Raw genomic sequence first — 18064 nt, forward strand, 5'->3', positions numbered from 1 at the left:
TGCTACGTGTTCGGTCACATAGACATGTTAGCCAACACGTGCTACCTCTTGTAAAGACATCAGCGACGAGAAGAAGGGACAACGGCACATGGCCGAGGAGAAGGAAGCCGCCCGCTGGCGGATCATCGCCGACCTCTTGCGCAACGACGTGCTGGAAGACCACTACCAGCCCGGCCAGGCCCTACCGGGAGAGGCGTTCCTCGCCAGCGAGTACGCCACCTCTCGGCCGACCATCCGCAAGGCCATCGCTCAGCTCGCCGGAGAGGGACTGCTGACGGTCGCCCACGGACGCGGCACATTCGTCCGCCCGACCCCGGACCGCCGCCTGATCCTCACCGGCTGGCCCGATCACGAGGACCTGCTGAGCCCGGCCTACGACCCCGCCAAGCAAGGCTGGGAACATGTCACCGTCCCCAGCGAGGCCGAGCGCGCCCAGAGCAAGGTCACGCCGAACTCGGCGCTGTTCATGACCGCCGAGGGCAGCAGAGCCGACATCCTGGCGGTACGCCGGGGAACCATGGTCGTCTACCGCTACGCCTACTGGCAGCACACCAAGACCCGCGCCCGCATCCATCTGTCCTCGTACGTACTCGCAGACCAGGTCGCGACGATCAAAGGCGAAGGCTCAGGCCGGGAGATCGAATCCCACGTGGAGCCCGAGGACTACTACGCCCACTTGGAGAGGCAGCACGGGCCGCTGCGCTGGACCACCTCCGTCCACGCCCGGATCCCGTACGGCGAGACCTACGAGGATCTCGGCATGGAGCCGATCGGAACGCCCCTGCTGGTCGTGCGCCGGGTCATGCTCAGCCAGCACGGCCGCGCGCTGGAGTTCACCGAGATCGAAGCCCCAGGCGACCGCTTCGAGGCCGCATCCGTCAGCGACCACGACACCGCCGAGCCGGGAGGGCTCGCGGCCCTTCGGGTGTAGTGGGCTCAAAGTTTCTTTACTGGTTCAACGCGACGGCGCTCCGCGCCGCCGCTGGCGGCCCCACGCCCGCCCGCCGTCCGGGCGTGCGGCTCTCCGGCCGGTCCCGGACGTCGGCGGCTCGGGCCGCCCCGCCGCAGGAGCACCCCGCTGTACCGACCGAACCCGCCGACAACACACGCGCCCTCGCCCACCGCTCCGCCGCCGGCTCAACCACTCCCGCGGCTCTTCGAGTGCCTACGGCGTTGCGCCGGCCGCTCCACTCTGCACGTGGCAGAAGGGTTGAGCACCGTATCTCCCCCTGCCCCCCCGCCTCATTGTCCGTGGCCCTCGGTCGGCGTCAACGCCGCCTGTTCCCGTTGGGTGTGGGTTGCGGTGTACGACGCTGGCGGACGGACACGCGAAGACGGCGTTGACCCCTCAGTCGGGCCACTGGGGTTCGGCAGCTATCGGGGACAGGGGGAGGACTGGGCCAGGGCCGTAGCCCCGGGAAGGGCGCGGCGGCACGATACGGGGGCAACCTCCTCAACCCGGAGAAGAGGTCATCATGCCGCCGCGCCCGGTCTCAGGCAGGCCCGGCGATCACATTGACCTGTTGCGGGCCGCGGATTTTGGCGAGGTAGGGGGACGGCTCAGGGTGACGAGCCCGAACCAGGAGATAGTGATCGCTGATCCGTTTGGCAGCGCTGTCCGGAGCGAGCGCGTAGGTGAGCAGAGCCTGCCCCCGGCGGCTCGGATGCGGAGCCGTCCACCAGATGATCTCTCCGTTGGTATGGGCGACCAGGCCGCGCCAGACGGACACGACCACCCAGCACTCTCCCAGCGGATACACGTAACTGGGCACGTTGTGCCGCGCCAGCGCCACCGCGAGCCGCTCGGCGAGCGCAAGCGCCCTCACGCCAGCCCTCCGCCGATGCGCCGGACGTGACCGTATGCGGCAGGCGACATCTCGGCCTCACGCATCAGCTCGCGCAGCTCATCGAGGCTCGTCGCGTCGAGGATCAGCGGGTGGGGCACCGGCCAGGTGGCGATCGCATAGAAACGCCGACTCCCCAGACCGTAGGAGATGGCTCAGGCAAGTTCGGCCTGGTCGAGCCGGGCGGCGGCCAACCGCTCCTCAGCGTCCCAGTACCGGCGATGAACCTCATCACTTGGGCGTCCCGTCGCATGTCGTGCACTGGCATGCCGTCCCGGTTCCCTGCCCGGCTTTCCCGGATTGGTCTTAAGGTGAGCCACAGATCGCACCTCCAGTGTGCGGTTCAGGGACCCGTACGGCGGTGAGATCGCCTGCGGGTCCCGCTGTTCTTGGGCGTCGCTTCCATCACATCGCCGCAGATACGCCCGCTGACAGTGCGAGTAAGGGAGACTGAGGGAGACATGCGGGACGCCGAGTCTCCCCCGAGGTGTACGCGATGCGTGATCTACCGGGCTGGGCCGCACGGCTGCGCGCCGAACGACGGGAACGGCTGTGGACCCAGCGGGACATGGCCCGGCAACTCGCCGAAGCCGCCGACGCCCGCACCCGCGACCGTCTCCCCGAACGGGAATCCCTGATCCGCATGATCAAAGACTGGGAAGCGGGCAGGCACCAGCCCAAGGACCCCTACCGCGTCCTGTACAGCCGGGCATTCGACATCGAGGAAACCGAGCTGTTCAGCGAGCCTCAGACGCTCGCAGGCCGCGCACCCGCCGAGATCCTCAACGCTCTGCTGCGCCAGCCCGATCCGCTCAGCCCCACCACCGGCAGCAAGCGGCGACGGCTGGGTGAAAGCACCGTCGAGGATCTGACCGCCCGAGTGCACAGCGTCCGTCTGGCCGATGACGTGATCGCTGGAAAGGACCTCATCCGGCCGGCCTTCCGAGAACTGGACGCCGCCGTACGCGCCTACCGCCAGAGCACCTACACCGAAACTGTGGGCCGTGCTCTTCTAACAGTCATCGGGGAGTTCGCACAGATCGCGGGATGGGTGGCCAGCGACGCGGGAGAACACCAGAAGGCGGCCCACACCTACCGGCTCGGCATCAGGGCCGCCCACGAAGCCGGAGACCGCACGCTTGAGTCCAACCTCATCGGCTCGCTCGCCTACCAGGTCGCGAACGTCGGCGACCCCCAGGAGGCGACGGAGCTAGCCAGGACCGCCGTGGAGGTGGCTGGGCCGTCAGCACCCGCACGAGCCCGAGCACTGGCCTGGGATCGCCTGGCCTGGGCGGACACCCGAGCAGGCCAGGCACAGGAGGCGATGCGCGCACTCGGTAAGGCCGAGACCTCCCTTGCCGACCACGGCGACGAGGAGGAACCCGGCTACCTGTATTGGGTGGACGCGAACGAGCTAAAAATCATGGAGGCGCGTGCCTACACCGAGTTGCGCCGCCCCCTCCGGGCCGTTCCTCTGCTGACCGAGGTCCTGAGCCAGTACGACGCCACCCACACCCGTGAGTTCGCGCTGTACCTGTCCTGGCTCGCCGTAGCACTGGCGGACGCCAACGAGCCCGAGGAAGCCGCACGCACGGCCGCCCGCCTACTCGACCTGTCCGCGGACGTAGCCAGCGACCGCACCGCCCGCCGAGTAGCCGTCGCTCTCGAACGACTGAAGCCCTACCGCGACGTACCCCAGGTGAGGGAACTGCTGGCCAGCGCCCGACACGTAGACATCAGCGCACCCGAGGGCGAGTGACAACGTCTGCGAACAGGGCTTGCTGATACATAACCGCACGGCAGCACCGACGACGCCTAGAGCGTTGGCCGGACATCGTCTGGAGTAGGGGTAGAGGACCGCCGCAGATCACCGCAGACGCTAGGTTTGACAAGTTCAATTGAGCCGTACGATGGCTAATCAAACTTCGCAACCACCGTCTACACAGGGAGTCCAGTCGCTGGCAGAGGTCACCCAAGCCGGGCAACGCCCCAAGAGGCCTCAACTGACACTCCCCTCCGCCAAGGGGGACAACCCGAACAGGACCAGACACCCCCAAAGATCACCGCAGACGCTAGGTTTGACAAGTTCAATTGAGCCGTACGATGGCTAATCAAACTTCGCAACCACCGTCTACACAGGGAGTCCAGTCGCTGGCAGAGGTCACCCAAGCCGGGCAACGCCCCAAGAGGCCTCAACTGACACTCCCCTCCGCCAAGGGGGACAACCCGAACAGGACCAGACACCCCCAAAGATCACCGCAGACGCTAGGTTTGACAAGTTCAATTGAGCCGTACGATGGCTAATCAAACTTCGCAACCACCGTCTACACAGGGAGTCCAGTCGCTGGCAGAGGTCACCCAAGCCGGGCAACGCCCCAAGAGGCCTCAACTGACACTCCCCTCCGCCAAGGGGGACAACCCGAACAGGACCAGACACCCCCAAAGATCACCGCAGACGCTAGGTTTGACAAGTTCAATTGAGCCGTACGATGGCTAATCAAACTTCGCAACCACCGTCTACACAGGGAGTCCAGTGGCCGGCAGAGGTCGCCCAAGCCGGGCAACGGTCTACGAGAGGCTTGATCGGGCGTTGCAAGAGCTCAATCAGCGCCTAGGAGGCCTGCCTAGCCCAACAGAGGCGGAGGACATCTGGTCCGACATTTGGCATCTGGAAGCGCACCACTCCACTGCCCTTGAGGGCAACACCCTGGTGTTGCGCGAAGTGCAGACGCTGCTCGATCAAGGACGCGCCGTTGGTTCCAAGCCGTTGCGCGAGTATAACGAGGTGAAGGGCTATGGGGACGCCGCCAAGTGGGTCTACGGCCAGGCTTTAGAACCGGATGCGTGGAACGATGGTGAGCTCATCAGCCTGAGCGAACTGCGGCACATCCATCACACCGCCATGACACCTGTTTGGGATGTAGCCCCCCACCCTGACGCTACAGACCAGGAGGGACCAGGCAACTGGCGCCAGCATGACATCCATCCTTTTGCAGAAGGGATGACACCTCCCTCCTGGCCTCTTGTTCCAGCCCAGATTCAGACTTGGGTGAGCGATGTGTGCGCAACGGGAGCGAAGCTCGAAGCGAAGGAAGATATCGGACACCCACTCCCGGAAGAACTTGCTCGAATTCACAACGCTTTCGAACGCATACACCCCTTCATCGACGGTAACGGGCGGACTGGGAGGCTTGCACTGAATCTCATCCTGGTGCGACTTGGCTATCCGCCCATCATCATCTTCAAGAAGCAGCGCGACAGCTACCTGACAGCGATGCGCCGCGCCGACGCGGGGGACTACGGCACCCTCGGAGAACTGATCGCCCGCGCCATGGAGGATAACCTCAATCGCTTCATCGTCCCGAACCTCGCCGGACCAGCCCGACTAGTTCCTCTTGCGGCACTGGCTAATGAGGAGTTCAGCATCAACGCCCTCCGTCAGGCGGCGCAACGCGGCCGACTCAATGCAGTACAGGGCGCAGATGGCATCTGGAGATCCACCCGCAAGTCCGTTGAGGCGTACCGTGCTAGCAAGCACAAGCCGAAGACTAAGCCAAAAGACAAAGTCGACGAGAAAAGCCGCGACACGCCGCTCTTTTAGGCGCACTGCGCACACCTCAGCACCCGTCAGGCCTCCTGACGCGTAAGGCTAGAGTTGACCGTTCACGAGAGACCGTGACCTATCAAAAGCCGAGACCACGCTGCGGCGTGTGCAGGGTCACGAGAAATGTCGGCCAACACGCCGTCGCCCCTCGGTACCCGCGGAACTGAGTGACGAACTGAGTGACAACGGCCGCGGACGACCCCGGACGGCGGTGGATCACCGTGGATCGAAACAGCAGCTCACCGACACCATGGGTCCATATGCCGACCTGATCTTGATTGCTTCGGGACGAAGAGGCCGTGGGTTCAAATCCCGCCACCCCGACCAGGTAGTTGCAGGCCCTTGATCGTTTGTTAGCGTGGCGTTAGTGGTTTGAACCCGATCACGTAGCCGTTAGCAACCTCAGGCAGCCCTAAAACCCATCCGATCCCGCGCCCGGTTGAACCTCGACCTCAGGTCTGCGATACACGTGCCAGCTTCACGGGCTCACTCTGCCGCTCCCGCAGGGCCAGAACGTGCTGCTGGCGCTGTGGACCGAGCGGAGAGGTTGAGCGTCGTGATGTATCGGCAGTGGCACAGCCGGGGCCGCCGCCACCGGGATGGCGCGAGAAGATCTTCACCCGCGCAATGAGCAGCGGCCCGGGTTCAGGAGCGCCGAGCGCCCCCGTAAGCCTCGGCGCGAGGTGCCCATGCAGTGAAACGTGGTGGGTAGCAGGCATGAGGAAGCCTTCGGGGCGGACCGGCTGCAAGGGGAGGCCTTGTCGGCGTGCCTCACCATGACCATAAGCTTCAACAACTTCGGGCCACCTCTGTGGGCGGTCGAGGGCTTCGCCGCTGACGAAGGCGATCGTCGTCGGGGAGCTCCTGCTCGCGGCGGGTGCGACGACGGCCACATCGGCTGATGTCGTACGCGTCCCTGTGGTCTGCACGGTGAGGGCGGCGAGTTCGGCGGTGATGGCGTCGGCTGCGCACCCTACGACAATGAGTCATTTTCATCCTGATCACGCTGGTCAGGATGGCCGCAGGAGGCGGGCTGGCCGGACAAGTTGGGAGTGAGGTGAGGCTCCCGGTAAGACAGCAGTCGACCAAGATCCGATGCCCCAACCGGAAGCCTCGATGCTGTCTTACCCTGCCGCGATTCCCCTGTCGAACCGCACCCTTACCCGTCTGGCCGAACTCATCCGCGCCCGCCGCGCCGAACGCCGCAGCCGGTGGCGGCGCCTCACGCCAAGACAGCAGGCACTGCTGGTACTGGCTCACCTGCGGAACGGGGACACCTACGCCCGCCTGGCCGCCGGCTTCGCCATCGGCACCACCACCGCCTGGCGGTACGTGCGCGAGTCGGTCGACCTGCTCGCCGCCTTGGCCGACGACGTCCAGGCTGCCGCGCTCCGGGCCGCCCGTCTGGCCTACGCCATCCTCGACGGCACGCTCATCCCGATCGACCGGGTCGCCGACCAGAAGCCCTACTACTCGGGCAAGCACAAGCGCCACGGGGTGAACGTCCAGGTCCTCGCCGACCCCGCCGGTCGCCTGGTGTGGGCCTCTCCGGCTCTCCCCGGGGCCGTGCACGACCTGACCGCATCCCGCATCGTGGGTCTGATCGACGCCCTGACCGCCAACGGCGTCGTCACCTTCGCCGACAAGGGCTACCAGGGCGCGGGAGGCACGGTCCGCACCCCGTTCAAGCGCCACCGACACCGTCCCCAGCTGTCGCGCGGGCAAAAGGACGTCAACCGCGCCCACGCACGCATCCGAGCCCTCGGCGAACGCGCCATTGCGACCCTGAAAGGGTGGAAGTTGCTGTCAAAGCTCCGCTGCTGCCCTCACCGCGCCACCCCGATCGTGCAGGCCGTCCTCGTCCTGCAAGCCGTCGAAGACGACCGCTATTCAGGATGAAAAAGGCTCAATGATGATCTGCCCGGCGAATCGGGACCCGATGCTGGGCGGGGCCGATACGGGGGTGAGGCCGTCGAGTAAGGAAACCCGGCGATCGGCAGCCACGTACAGATCGCACCGATGTCCCGAAGCGACTACGCCGGGGCCGTTCGACCGCCTTAGAGGGTGTTTGATCCTGCGTGTTCTGTTTGCTTCGGGTTATGCGCCGCGCCAGGTGGGAGTGGATTCGCCGGTGAGGCACCTGAAACCACATCAGACGGAACGAAAAGGATCAAACCTGGCTTTGCCCCTCGCCGGGGCTTCGGGAGCACTGGGCCGAGATGCGGAGGCGGGGTGGGGCGCCGCGCGGATGCGATTCGCCCAGGCGGAGAGCGGCGGGGTGCCTATCACGCCTCAGGTGTGCTAGGTTGGATGTAGTTGCAGTTGTGGTACCCATGATGAACTTGTGTGCACCTGACGGTATGTAGCCTCTCAGGTGCATTTTTTTGTTTGCCGGTCTTCTCCGGGTGGGCCTCTATCGCGGCAACGCGGAATTCGTGACAGTGCGGATTTCGGCTACACCTATCAAGAGGAGATCAACATGGCTTCTGGCACCGTGAAGTGGTTCAACGCGGAAAAGGGCTTCGGCTTCATTGCGCAGGACGGCGGCGGCGCCGACGTCTTCGCGCACTACTCCAACATCATCTCTCAGGGCGGCTACCGCGAGCTGCAGGAGGGCCAGAAGGTGGCCTTCGATGTCACCCAGGGCCAAAAGGGCCCCCAGGCCGAGAACATCGTCGCCGCCTGACACTGACGCACCACGCAGCTGGGGCCCGCGCCGTAAGGTGTGGGCCCCAGCGCGTTGCTTTCGTGGTACCCGATGCGCCGTGACGGCCTCACACACCTGTCTGTTCTTCCGCCGCACACCGGATGGACCACTAATGGCTCCGGTTCGGGCATAAGTCCGCTCCAGCTCTCTGATCGGCATCCCAGCCGCCGTTCTTCTCGGCGAATGCCGACGATTTCGACACACGAGGCCAGGCTGTTTTCCGTCGGCTCGGCTCGTTTTTCTTCGGCTCGTGTCGCCATTCTTACGCTGCTCATCGCGCCGAGAATCCTTGACACGTGCCGCATCGAGGAAGGTTCTGCATTGAACCATGCAACTCGCAAGCACGACCGCTACTCCCCCACCCGCACGGGCGGCTCTGCCAACCCCGGCAGGGGCGACCGATTCGGCTCGTCGGTTCTGGGTCGTTCAGGCACCCCCAGGCGTTCCGGTGGTCACGGGCGGCGTCCCGCCGCGCTACAGGGGGAGTTCGCACTGCCTGTCACCGTCACCCCGGCCCTGCCGGCAGCCGCGACATTCGCCGAACTGAACATGCCGCCCGCGCTGACGAAGATGCTTACCAGCCTGGGCATGAAGGAACCGTTCCCGATCCAGGCGGCCACGCTGCCGAACTCCCTGGCAGGCCGGGATGTCCTGGGGCGGGGGCGCACCGGGTCGGGCAAGACGCTCGCCTTCGGCCTGGCCTTGCTCGTCCGCACCGCCGGGCAACGCGCCGAATCGCGGCAGCCGCTGGCCCTGATCCTCGTTCCCACTCGGGAGCTGGCCCAACAGGTCACCGACGCGCTCGCCCCGTACGCCCGGTCACTGAAGCTGCGGCTGGCCACCGTCGTCGGCGGTATGTCGATCAGCCGGCAGGCCCAAGCGCTGCGCGGTGGTGCCGAGGTCGTCGTCGCGACCCCGGGACGGCTCAGGGATCTCATCGAGCGCGGCGACTGCCGCCTCGATAAGGTCGGCATCACCGTGCTGGACGAGGCCGACCAGATGGCCGACATGGGCTTCATGCCTCAGATCACCCATCTGCTCGACCAGGTGCGCCCAGGGGGCCAGAGGATGCTGTTCTCCGCCACTTTGGACCGTAACGTCGACCTGCTGGTACGCCGCTACCTGACCGACCCGGTGGTCCATTCGGTTGACCCCTCGGCGGGCGCGGTCACCACGATGGAGCACCACGTGCTGCACATTCAAGGCGCCGACAAGCAGGCCACCACTGTGGAGATCGCCGCTCGGGACGGCAGGGTGATCATGTTCCTGGACACCAAGCACGCCGTGGATCGGCTCACCGAAAAGCTACTGGACAGCGGCGTACGCGCCGCCGCGCTGCACGGGGGCAAGTCCCAGCCCCAGCGCACCCGCACCCTCGCCCAGTTCAAGAGCGGCCACGTCACGGTGCTGGTGGCGACCAACGTCGCGGCCCGCGGCATCCACGTCGACAACCTCGACCTCGTCGTCAACGTCGACCCGCCAAGCGACCACAAGGACTACCTGCACCGCGGCGGCCGCACCGCCCGCGCCGGCGAGTCCGGCAGCGTCGTCACCCTCGTCCTGCCCAACCAGCGCCGTGCCATGACCCGCCTGATGGCCGACGCCGGTATCGTCCCGCAGACCAGTCAGGTCCGTTCGGGTGAGGCCGAACTAAGACGTATCACGGGCGCCCAGGCTCCCTCAGGGATCCCCGTGACCATCACCGCACCGGTTGTGAATCGTCGGGTGGGACGCAACGGCCGACGATTCGGGTAGCAGTTGGATGACCGCCCGGCGGAAAAGGACCTCGGAGGCTTTTGGGATACGCCCGGGTCCTGGGCGTATCCGGGGCCTGGCGGGTTCCTGCGAGATCGAACGCCAGGGTGCCTGTGTCACAACCTGATGAGTCGTCGTGATCATGCCATTTCGGCTGGGTAGCCGTGAGCCTTCGGAATGCTCGTTGTCTGGCTGTGGCCGAGGATGATGTCCGATGGATGAGGAAGACGGTTCCTCCGAGCGCTTCACCGTCTCGATAGGGCTGCACGAGGAATTCATCGTCGCGCGCGCGGCTGGCGAGCTCGACTACAACTCCGCGGGCCTGCTGCACCGCCAGGTGAAGAACGCCTGGCAGACGACACAGACCGCTGGGCTGGTCCTGGACCTGAGCGGCGTGACCTTCTGCGATTCCATGGGCGTCGGCGTGCTGGTGCTACTGCTGAAACAGAGCCGCGAACAGCAGAGCAGCTTGGTGTTGTCGAGCATTCCGCCCGTGATGGAGCGGATCTTGATGATTACGGGATTGCGGAGCGCGTTCCGGGTGGAGCCGTCGGTGGAGGAGACCATCCAGATGGTGCAGGCACCGTCCCGACCGGGGACATCGGACGAGGATGTCGACTCCCCATAACCATGGCGGAGAGGATTGGCCTGGCCCCTTGCGGCGGCCAGGCGCACAGCTCCCACATGCCGGTAACGCGATTGGAGATCAGGCGCAGGGGTGACGAAGCCGCCGGTATCAGTCTCCGGTCGTGCGGGCTTCGTTGATGCGCAGCGCCTCGGCGAGCTGGTCTTCCAAGATGATGATCCGGCAGGCGGCTTCCACAGGAGTGCCCCGATCGACGAGTTCCCGGGTGCGCGCAGCCAGGCGCAATTGGTAGCGGGAGTAGCGGCGGTGGCCGCCGCTGGAGCGTATCGGCTCGATCAGTTTGGCGGCGCCCAGAGCCCTCAGAAACGACGGGCTGACCCCGAGCATCTCCGCGGCCGTGCCCATGCTGTAGGCGGGGTAGTCCTCATCATCGAACCGGTCTTCGGCGCTGTGCGCGGTGCTGTGTATGGTCCTGACAGCAGCGCGCTCGTCACCGGCTAGGTGTGTTTGATCCATAGATACCTTTCATCATGCGAACAGGGGGCCCCGGCACCTGTAGCGCCGGGGCCCCGAAGAGTTCAACACCATCTACCGGCCATCTGGCCGGCTCACTGTTTTCCGCATCCGCCGTACTGAGCGGCGGGGGTGCGGGGATCGCGGATGCGTGACCGTAGACCACCTTCCTATCTGTGGAGCTGCGGTACCCGAGCGGCGAGACTCAGCCGGCAACGGGCGATCCTGATGGCGTCAAACACTCCCTTCATCTCTCTTTCCGGACCACTGTCCGGCTTCACCTGCGGCAGCGCGTCTACGATCAGGGCCCCTAACCACTGCGCTGGCCCGTCACGTCCGACCTTCTGCCAAAACTTCCAACTTCATCGCGCTCCGGGCAGTTCATCGTGGTGCTAGTACTTCCGCCGCCCGGCCGAACCGTTCCTTACGATGCGAGAAACACTAGCCCCGGCAGCAACAAATGTCTACTGTCGCGAACACAGATTTTCGGTGTCGAGCGCGGCAGCCCTTCCGGCGGCGCCGTTGACCAGCGCGAACGCCACCAACGCCGGCCCTCGTTCCAATCTCTCCGACCCCGCCCCCTGAGAGGGGGTTTGATCCTGTCTGTTCCGTCTGATGTGGTTTCGGGTGCCTCGCCAGGTGGAGGTGGATTCGCCGGTGAGGCGGCGGGCCATGAGGTCGATCATGGCGAGGTGGATCACGGCTTCGGAGCGGGCGGGCAGGGCTTCGTAGTCGCGGACCAGGTGGCGGTGGAGCATCAGCCGGCCGAAGGTGCGCTCCACCGTCCAGCGGCGTGGCAGAGGAGTGAATCCCCTGGTGGCGGGGTCTTTGGAGACGACTTCCAGGTTGATGCCGAGGGTGGCGCTGTGTTCGATGACGCTGGTGCGGTAGGCGCTGTGGGCCAGGTCTTGGTGATGGTGGGGCGGGTGGCGGCGACGTGGGTCTTGAGCCGGTATGACGCAACCCGCACCCGCGAGTTCGCGCTGTACCTGTCCTGGCTCGCCATAGCGCTCGCGGATGCCAACGAGCCCGAGGAAGCCCGCACGAACAGCCGCCCGCCTGCTCGACCTATCGGCAGACGTAGCCAGCGACCGCACCGCCCGCCGAGTGGCCGTCGTCCTCGATCGGCTGAAGCCGTACCGCGACGTACCCGAGGTGCGGAAACTGCTGGTCAACACACCAATGTACGGCCCTCTTCGATACGGCTGACGGATCAAGGACGACACCGGCCTTGATCTGCCCGGCAAGACCCACATGAACCGGCTGAACGATGCACGGGTAGGCCTGAAGCACCACGGCAACTTCCCCTGCAGCAGACCATTGAACAGTCGCGAGACGCCGTACGGAGCTTCTTCACAGCGGCCACACCGATGGTCTTCAACGTCGATTTCGACACCATCGACATGGTGGACCTCGTCACCCAGCCCAAGACCGCTCAGCTACTTCGCGAAGCCCAGACGCACGCGGACACCGGGGACTATGTCCAGGCCATGGCAGGCTTGTATCTGGCGTTGGATGCACTGCTCCATCACTACGCCTACTCCCCCGAGTGGCACCAGTGGTACCACTCACCATTCTCCTTCGGGCCTCGTCTCATGGCGTCGATGCTTGATAGGCCACACTTCGGCCCAGATGGGATAGAGCAACGGCTTGCCGATCTCTCGCAGATAGCGCGAGAGACCCAGGAGGCCATGCAGGTGATCGCGCTAGGCATCGACTTCCCCAGCTACATGCGGTTCCAGGTGCTTGCTCCCCAGGCGCACGGCTACATGGACCGGAGCCACCGATACAGCGTGACCAACTCAGTCGCGTCTCTGAGTGCCGATGACTACTCGTGGGCGCGAAACTTCGTGATCGAAGCCGCCCTCAACGCGGCCAGTGCCGATGAAGTCGTGAAGCTTGGTAACGCTCAGGTCGAAGCGAACTGGAACCCCGAGCAGCCGCCAGAGGAGCGGGAATGGACAGGCCCGGCTGGATCGAGCTCGTCGCCATGAGGAGGAACCATGTGTGACTCCTCAACTTAAAGGTCGGAACATAATCTGAATTATGTTCCTGTCTTAGCGATCTTGTTTGATGCGATCCGAGACGTGCAATCGCTACGGGATTGCCGTCCTTAGACGACTCGGCAGATTGCGGACACAACCCTCGACGAACCCCGCGGTAGCACCTAGCGTGCGAGGTGGTGATCAAACGACGGAGGAGCAGCCATGCAGTTCGAAACCATTCACGATACCCAGTACGGTATCGATCCGCGCACGCTGCAGGCGATGCGGTACCGCATCGACCACCAAGTGCCGTTCAGCTCCAACGTCGCCACATTTCACTTCACGCTGCGTGACCCGACCATGCGTGGCTACGAACCCACCCGCCAACACACCGAGGCCAGCACGGGTGTCGGCGTCTTCGTCGATGCGAACTTGAAGGGCAAGCAAGTCAGGGTTAACAACAGCCACTCGGAGTACGTCTTCGTTCACGGCGACTTCTTCACGGCCTTGGCCGAGTACGAAGAGTGGCCCAGCGTCTACATCATCGACTGGGTGTTCACTGAGCGCGCCGCCTGTAACGGAACCTGGTGGGGCAACAAGAGCATCCAGGCCGGATGCGCACAGCTGATCCAGAATCTGGAGACGAACCAGAAGTTCGGAAAGTGGGACCTCAACAGTCAGTACGACGACTACGAAGAACGTCCGGACATGAACATCACGATCGTGAACGCCTTCGACGCGGCCAGCGCCAAGACGGACATTCAGATGGCCGTCCGCGCCTACAAACGCAAATGATGCACTCCGGGTGCGCCTGGGCGCTCGACGAACAAGGATCCGCCTCATCGTCGGAACCCCTTAGGTTGTGACGGATACCTTCCGCGCGCCACCCCGAGGACGCAGCAACGCGCCCGACTCCTCCAGCAGCCGATGAACGAACCCATACGAACGGCCCGTCGCCACCGACAGCTCCCGAATCGACTCACCCGACGCATACCGGCGCTTCAACTCGGCCTTCAACGCCTCCCGCGCCGGACCCGTCACCCGCTGATGCTTCCGCAGCTTCACCGTCGAATCTCGGCGGCTTCCTGCCACCGGTCGTGAGCGCTTTTGCTACGAACGTCGACCACAAGTGCAGCGGCGGCGTGGCGCCGCGTGAGCGCGGTCACCGCGCGTGGGCGTCGCCGCCCTTTCGGTTGGAGATCATGCCTCGATGATGACCTGCGGGCCGCCATGCGCGCAACCACTATCCGCCCGGACCACCGCTGCTGGTGCCGGTTGCGGCGAGCGCGCCTTGCGGCTCGGGATCGGAAGTGGCAGCATGCGCCGATGCATCCATTGCGGCTGATCGAGTCGGCCCCGGGAAAGTACTCGCTGTTGCTGGACGCGGGAACCACACAGGTTGACGACGTGATCGAGGAACTCGGTCACGAGCCGAACGGATATTTCTGGGAAGGCGTCGCGCAGTTGCTCGTCGGCACCGAGGCCCCCGTCCTGGAAGGCCGGTTCTCGTACGACCCCGAAGGCGACATGTTCTGCGCGTACGGGAAGGACCGCGGCGCGCTGGAGGACCTGGGCACCCGGATGGCGGCCATCGCGACCGACGCCGACCGCATGCGGCGGCTCGTCGCAGCCGCCGAGGCGGACGGTTTCGAGTTCGACGACTGACTCGCCTGCTGCGGGTTCAGCGCCGGTAGAGGTTGCCGCGAGTGGCCGCGCACACGGCGACGGCGAGTACGGCCGATGTGGCGGCCGCTGTCCACAGCGGGGTGTGGTCCGGGCCGACGATACCGGCGTAGCTGTAGACGGCGTCGAAGGCGGCGTGGAACAGCGCGGCGATGAGCACGCTGCCGTCGGCCGCGTTGACCAGAGCACCGATGAGGACTGTGGTGCTGACAGTCAGCAGCAGGAAGCCGGCGAACGGCAGGCCGTTGTCGCTCGCGCCGGGCACCTGCAGCAGCGGGTAGTGCCACGCGGACCAGACGACGCCGAGCAGCAGGTTCGCCGGCACGGGGCGCATACGGGCCTGCAGCCGGGGCAGCAGCAGCCCGCGCCAGCCGGCCTCCTCGGTTAGCAGGAACAGGCCGATGCCGTAGCCGAGGTAGACCAGCGCCGACGGGAGGCTCATCATGACGCCGAGCCGCGGGTTGTGGCCGGCGGCCGCGGCGAGCGCCACGGCGGCCGTCGCTACGCCGATGGGGGCGGCCAGCGCCAGCAGGTAGGTGGTCGGCGGCACCCGCCAGGCGACGAGCCGGCGGCCGAGGTCGCGCAGGGCCGGACGTCCGCCGAGCAGCGCGGTGACCAGGGCGATGGACGGGGTGAGCACCCACAACGCCACGCCCTGCGGGAGCCGCCAGCCGATGAGGCCGTGCGCCTGGGCGATGGCCGATCCCCAGACCAGCCACGGCAGCGCGAACATCGCGGCGCTGACGGCGAGCAGGTGCGTGGTGCGGGCAGTACGGGCCACCATGAAGCCGGCCGCGGGTGACGGGCTGCCGGTGTGGGGGGTGAGCGCGGTCGTCATGGTGGGCGCCTTCCGTCTTGAAGTACCGAGGGAGTCGGTAACCACTGTCGACGCAGACGCCGCGGCGGTCATCGGGTGACGGATGGAGTGCCGGGCGACGTGGTCTCCACCCAGAGGTGGAGACCACGACCGGTCAGTCCACCCCGGCTCGGCCGGTGCGGAAGGCGTACGCGACCAGCGCCGCACGGTCACGGCAGCCGGTCTTGGCCAGCAGGTGGTTGACGTGGGTCTTGACGGTGGCTTCGGAGACGAACAGACGCTGCGCGATCTCGGTGTTGGACAGGCCCTTCGCGATCTCGGTGAGCACCTCGGTCTCCCGGGCCGTCAGGCCGTCGCCGGGCGGCGCCGGGGGCCCTGTCACGCCGACGGGCGCCCTGTGGGAGAGCGCCTCCAGCAGGCGCCGCTGTACCGAGGGGTCGAGCTGGGCCTCGCCGGAGGCGACCGCGACGATGGCGTCGCGGATCTGTTCCGCGCCGGCGTCCTTGGTGATGAACCCCCGGGCGCCGGCCTGTAGGGCGCCGAACACCCAGGTGTCGTCGGCGTACGTGGTGAGCACGACGACTCGGGCGCGACCGCCGGCCGCCACCAACTGCCGGGTCGCCTCGACCCCGTCGACGTTCGGCATGCTGAGGTCCATGAGCACGACGTCGGGTTCGGTGGCCGCGGCCTGGCGGACCGCGTCGGCCCCGTCCACGGCGGTGCCGACGACCTCGATGTCGTCGAGCAGGCCCAGCATCATCGCGAGCCCGTCACGGACCACTTTCTGGTCGTCGGCGATCAGGACTCTGATGCGGTCGGGTACGGCGGTCACCGGCTGATCTCCTCAGGTAGGCGGGTGGGCATGACAAGGTGGACACGCCAGCCATCGGGCGTGGGGCCGGCGTCGAGGTGTCCTCCGGCCAGTTCGGCGCGTTCGGCAAGACCGGTCAGCCCGAAACCGCCCGACGGCAGGGCGGTGGAGGGGACTCCGCCGGTGTCGAGGATTTCCACGCTCACGCGGTCGGATGCCCAGGTGAGGGTGACGGTGGCCTGCGCGCCGGAGCCGGCGTACTTGGCGGTGTTGGTCAGCGCCTCCTGCACCGTCCGGTAGACGGCGAGGCCGGACTCCGGCGGGAGCGTCCGCGGCTCGCCGGACACGACGAGGCGCGCGGCCAGGCCGGTGCCCAGCCGCGCCTGCGTGATCAGCTCGGGCAGTTGCCCGACTCCGGGCAGCGCGTCCCCGCGCAGCGTCGCGACGGCGCCCCTGGCGCTGACCATGCCGTCGCGGGCCAGCCGCTGCGCGGTGCCGATCTGGGCGACGAGCCGCTCGTCGGCGCCGGTCTTGTCGGCCAGCAGCCGGGCGCCTTCCAGCTGCACGGCCAGCCCGGACAGGGTGTGGGCGAGCACATCGTGCAGCTCGCGGGCCAGTCTGCCGCGTTCGGCGAGCACGGCGGCCTGCTCACGGGCGGCGCGGGCCGCGGCCTCTTCGGCCAGCAGCGCCTCCGCCTGCGTGTGGGCTTCGCGGCTCACCGCGGCGAACGCCGACGCCACGAACAGAAAGCACGCGCCGACCGCCCAGGTTGAGTATGGCGCTGACGGCGTGATCGGACGTTCGCCACTCCGTCAGGGCGGCCGCGACCGCGACGACCGCGCTGCCGGGCAGCGCGATCCGACGCGGCAGCCGCAGCCCGATCACGGCGATCGCCATGTACGAGATGACGAACCCGGGCCCGGACGGGTTCAGCAGGCCCAGGGCCGCGCCGCACAGGCCCGCGATGACGAGACATCCCACGAGCAGGCGCGTCTCGGTGACGCCGCGGGCCGCACCGATGAGCCACAGCGCCAGGGCCACCACCGTCAGCGCCGGTACGGCGACGCGCGCCGCCATACCCGGCGGCAGGCCGCCCGCGACCGTGCTCACCGCTATGGCCGCCGCGGTCAGCCGGGCGAGCGCGGCGAAAGTGCGACGGTGGTCGCTCGGCCGACGCGCGGGCGTCTGCGGCCGGTCCTGCGGTTTCACGCGTACGTCCTCCCGGTGGTGGCGGGCACAGTCCCGGTGGGTTCAGGCCGGTGGGTTCGGGTCGGTGGATGCCGCCGGGATGGGTCGCCGGCGGCCGCCGGACCGGCCCGCACGGCCTGGTCACGACGTTACGGCGACGGCGACGATGCCCGGCGTGAGGATCATGCGCAGCCTGGTCAGCGTCTTGGTGCCCAGATCGCTGTAGAGGACGTAGGCGAGCAGGCCGAGGTTGAGCTGGTACTGGCTGGTGGTCATCGGAGACTCCGCATTTCGGAGGGATTCTTCGCGGGGGTTCAGCGACACCCAGACTCCCAGCGGCCGGCCTCGCCGCCATCGGCGTACGGATTGATCCGCCCGGGCCGCTCGCTCCAACTGTGGGTTGAGAACCGCACCGTCACCCCCGGCCGTACAGACGACCGAACCCGCGAACCTCACGTGGAGGCGTTCGCGGGGTTCGAGTGGCGAGTCCGCCGATGCGACCGCGCTGGGGCGACTTCGCGGTGGCCCGGGCGACGGTGGCCCCAGAGCGTGCGTTCGGACAGGTCGGGCT

19 protein-coding genes are annotated in these 18064 nt (G+C 66.6%); 10 read left to right on the forward strand and 9 right to left on the reverse strand.

Going from position 1 to position 18064, the window contains the following annotated elements; all coding sequences use genetic code 11:
- The first annotated feature begins 88 nt into the window (after positions 1-88).
- Positions 89-931: a GntR family transcriptional regulator gene (locus ACQEVJ_RS42735; protein ID WP_433110855.1), complete on the forward strand. Its 843-nt coding sequence runs from the start codon at positions 89-91 to the stop codon at positions 929-931.
- 562 nt (positions 932-1493) lie between these two features.
- On the opposite strand, the gene ACQEVJ_RS42740 is transcribed toward ACQEVJ_RS42735, so the two are convergent.
- Positions 1494-1826 (reverse strand): hypothetical protein, encoded by a 333-nt coding sequence (locus tag ACQEVJ_RS42740; RefSeq protein WP_433110856.1) that lies wholly within the window; start codon positions 1824-1826, stop codon positions 1494-1496.
- A 514-nt stretch (positions 1827-2340) separates the two neighbouring features.
- On the opposite strand from ACQEVJ_RS42740, the gene ACQEVJ_RS42745 reads away from it, so the two are divergent.
- The 6 genes from ACQEVJ_RS42745 (at position 2341) to ACQEVJ_RS42770 (ending at position 10538) form a co-directional block, all read left to right on the forward strand.
- Positions 2341-3603, forward strand: coding sequence for a transcriptional regulator (locus ACQEVJ_RS42745; protein ID WP_433110858.1), 1263 nt, complete (start codon positions 2341-2343; stop codon positions 3601-3603).
- A gap of 831 nt (positions 3604-4434) precedes the next feature.
- A complete protein-coding gene (locus tag ACQEVJ_RS42750) occupies positions 4435-5445 on the forward strand; it encodes a Fic family protein (protein WP_433110860.1) in 1011 nt (336 codons plus the stop codon).
- A gap of 1119 nt (positions 5446-6564) precedes the next feature.
- Positions 6565-7347: a transposase family protein gene (locus ACQEVJ_RS42755; RefSeq protein WP_433110862.1), complete on the forward strand. Its 783-nt coding sequence runs from the start codon at positions 6565-6567 to the stop codon at positions 7345-7347.
- Positions 7348-7927: 580 nt separating this feature from the next.
- The gene (locus ACQEVJ_RS42760; RefSeq protein ID WP_433110864.1) at positions 7928-8134 is read left to right on the forward strand and encodes a cold-shock protein; all 207 of its coding nucleotides are present in this window, start codon (positions 7928-7930) and stop codon (positions 8132-8134) included.
- Between the two features lie 342 nt (positions 8135-8476).
- A complete protein-coding gene (locus ACQEVJ_RS42765; protein ID WP_433113260.1) occupies positions 8477-9910 on the forward strand; it encodes a DEAD/DEAH box helicase in 1434 nt (477 codons plus the stop codon).
- 214 nt (positions 9911-10124) lie between these two features.
- Positions 10125-10538, forward strand: coding sequence for an STAS domain-containing protein (locus ACQEVJ_RS42770; RefSeq protein WP_433110866.1), 414 nt, complete (start codon positions 10125-10127; stop codon positions 10536-10538).
- A gap of 108 nt (positions 10539-10646) precedes the next feature.
- Here ACQEVJ_RS42770 and ACQEVJ_RS42775 read toward each other — a convergent pair whose 3' ends face one another.
- Entirely contained in the window at positions 10647-10901 is a 255-nt protein-coding gene (locus ACQEVJ_RS42775) for a MerR family transcriptional regulator (protein ID WP_433113263.1), read from the reverse strand.
- 572 nt (positions 10902-11473) lie between these two features.
- A complete protein-coding gene (locus ACQEVJ_RS42780; protein ID WP_433110868.1) occupies positions 11474-12184 on the reverse strand; it encodes a hypothetical protein in 711 nt (236 codons plus the stop codon).
- Between the two features lie 195 nt (positions 12185-12379).
- Between ACQEVJ_RS42780 and ACQEVJ_RS42785 the strand changes: the two genes are divergently transcribed.
- On the forward strand, positions 12380-13003 hold the full coding sequence (locus tag ACQEVJ_RS42785; RefSeq protein ID WP_433110870.1) for a hypothetical protein: 624 nt from the start codon (positions 12380-12382) through the stop codon (positions 13001-13003).
- A 213-nt stretch (positions 13004-13216) separates the two neighbouring features.
- On the forward strand, positions 13217-13789 hold the full coding sequence (locus ACQEVJ_RS42790; protein WP_433110872.1) for a hypothetical protein: 573 nt from the start codon (positions 13217-13219) through the stop codon (positions 13787-13789).
- A gap of 60 nt (positions 13790-13849) precedes the next feature.
- Here the strand turns inward: ACQEVJ_RS42790 and ACQEVJ_RS42795 are convergent, their stop codons facing one another.
- On the reverse strand, positions 13850-14059 hold the full coding sequence (locus ACQEVJ_RS42795) for a helix-turn-helix domain-containing protein (protein ID WP_433110874.1): 210 nt from the start codon (positions 14057-14059) through the stop codon (positions 13850-13852).
- 261 nt (positions 14060-14320) lie between these two features.
- On the opposite strand from ACQEVJ_RS42795, the gene ACQEVJ_RS42800 reads away from it, so the two are divergent.
- A complete protein-coding gene (locus ACQEVJ_RS42800) occupies positions 14321-14659 on the forward strand; it encodes an Imm51 family immunity protein (RefSeq protein WP_433110876.1) in 339 nt (112 codons plus the stop codon).
- Between the two features lie 16 nt (positions 14660-14675).
- Here the strand turns inward: ACQEVJ_RS42800 and ACQEVJ_RS42805 are convergent, their stop codons facing one another.
- From ACQEVJ_RS42805 to ACQEVJ_RS42825, 5 genes are all read right to left on the reverse strand, one after another.
- On the reverse strand, positions 14676-15515 hold the full coding sequence (locus ACQEVJ_RS42805; protein WP_433110878.1) for a CPBP family intramembrane glutamic endopeptidase: 840 nt from the start codon (positions 15513-15515) through the stop codon (positions 14676-14678).
- Between the two features lie 133 nt (positions 15516-15648).
- Positions 15649-16326, reverse strand: coding sequence for a response regulator (locus ACQEVJ_RS42810; RefSeq protein WP_433110880.1), 678 nt, complete (start codon positions 16324-16326; stop codon positions 15649-15651).
- Positions 16323-17024 (reverse strand): sensor histidine kinase, encoded by a 702-nt coding sequence (locus ACQEVJ_RS42815; protein ID WP_433110882.1) that lies wholly within the window; start codon positions 17022-17024, stop codon positions 16323-16325. The genes ACQEVJ_RS42810 and ACQEVJ_RS42815 overlap by 4 nt, the downstream gene beginning before the upstream one ends.
- Positions 16954-17514: a hypothetical protein gene (locus tag ACQEVJ_RS42820; RefSeq protein ID WP_433110884.1), complete on the reverse strand. Its 561-nt coding sequence runs from the start codon at positions 17512-17514 to the stop codon at positions 16954-16956. Before ACQEVJ_RS42820 ends, ACQEVJ_RS42815 begins: the two co-directional genes overlap by 71 nt.
- Positions 17515-17634: 120 nt before the next feature.
- Positions 17635-17769 carry a hypothetical protein gene (locus ACQEVJ_RS42825; RefSeq protein ID WP_433110886.1) on the reverse strand — a complete coding sequence of 45 codons (135 nt, stop codon included), beginning with the start codon at positions 17767-17769 and terminating at the stop codon, positions 17635-17637.
- Positions 17770-18064: the final 295 nt, after the last annotated feature.

Source organism: Microbispora sp. CA-102843, assembly GCF_050936215.1.
In the GTDB taxonomy this organism is placed as follows: domain Bacteria; phylum Actinomycetota; class Actinomycetes; order Streptosporangiales; family Streptosporangiaceae; genus Microbispora.

Coding starts and splice junctions, on each gene's coding strand:
- ACQEVJ_RS42760 (WP_433110864.1), top strand. CDS start 7,928: ATGGCTTCTGGCACCGTGAAGTGGTTCAACGCGGAAAAGGGCTTCGGC.
- ACQEVJ_RS42745 (WP_433110858.1), top strand. CDS start 2,341: ATGCGTGATCTACCGGGCTGGGCCGCACGGCTGCGCGCCGAACGACGG.
- ACQEVJ_RS42735 (WP_433110855.1), top strand. CDS start 89: ATGGCCGAGGAGAAGGAAGCCGCCCGCTGGCGGATCATCGCCGACCTC.
- ACQEVJ_RS42755 (WP_433110862.1), top strand. CDS start 6,565: ATGCTGTCTTACCCTGCCGCGATTCCCCTGTCGAACCGCACCCTTACC.
- ACQEVJ_RS42825 (WP_433110886.1), bottom strand. CDS start 17,769: ATGACCACCAGCCAGTACCAGCTCAACCTCGGCCTGCTCGCCTACGTC.
- ACQEVJ_RS42785 (WP_433110870.1), top strand. CDS start 12,380: ATGGTCTTCAACGTCGATTTCGACACCATCGACATGGTGGACCTCGTC.
- ACQEVJ_RS42800 (WP_433110876.1), top strand. CDS start 14,321: ATGCATCCATTGCGGCTGATCGAGTCGGCCCCGGGAAAGTACTCGCTG.
- ACQEVJ_RS42790 (WP_433110872.1), top strand. CDS start 13,217: ATGCAGTTCGAAACCATTCACGATACCCAGTACGGTATCGATCCGCGC.
- ACQEVJ_RS42805 (WP_433110878.1), bottom strand. CDS start 15,515: ATGACGACCGCGCTCACCCCCCACACCGGCAGCCCGTCACCCGCGGCC.
- ACQEVJ_RS42775 (WP_433113263.1), bottom strand. CDS start 10,901: ATGGGCACGGCCGCGGAGATGCTCGGGGTCAGCCCGTCGTTTCTGAGG.
- ACQEVJ_RS42770 (WP_433110866.1), top strand. CDS start 10,125: ATGGATGAGGAAGACGGTTCCTCCGAGCGCTTCACCGTCTCGATAGGG.